The organism is Novosphingobium sp. B-7 (assembly GCF_000410615.1).
In the GTDB taxonomy this organism is placed as follows: Bacteria; Pseudomonadota; Alphaproteobacteria; order Sphingomonadales; family Sphingomonadaceae; genus Novosphingobium; species Novosphingobium capsulatum.
The window spans coordinates 1-291 of the sequence record NZ_KE148495.1; the positions used below are offsets into that span (position 1 = coordinate 1).

1 pseudogene is annotated in these 291 nt (G+C 71.1%); it reads right to left on the reverse strand.

Annotated features, from left to right (window positions below):
• A pseudogene (locus H926_RS34330) lies at positions 1–291 on the reverse strand (arsenic transporter); the annotation flags it as partial.

Sequence of the window (291 nt, forward strand, 5' to 3'; positions counted from 1 at the left end):
CAGCAGCACGCCGGCCGTCAGCACGATGGCCAGCACCGCCGCCTTGCCCGCGCGCGACAGGGCGGGCCGTTCCACCACGGCAGCGCAAGTGCCGGCCAGATCGCGGCGGAAATACCAGCGCAGCACGGCATAGGTGGCGCCGATCGCCGCCAGCGAGGGCAGGGCAAAGGCCGCCAGCCACGGCCCCAGCGGCGGCATGTGCCCGCCATAAAGCACGAGGTTGGCGGGGTTGGAGATGGGCAGTACGAAACTGGCGGCATTGGCGATGAGCGCGCAGGCAAACAGCAGCGG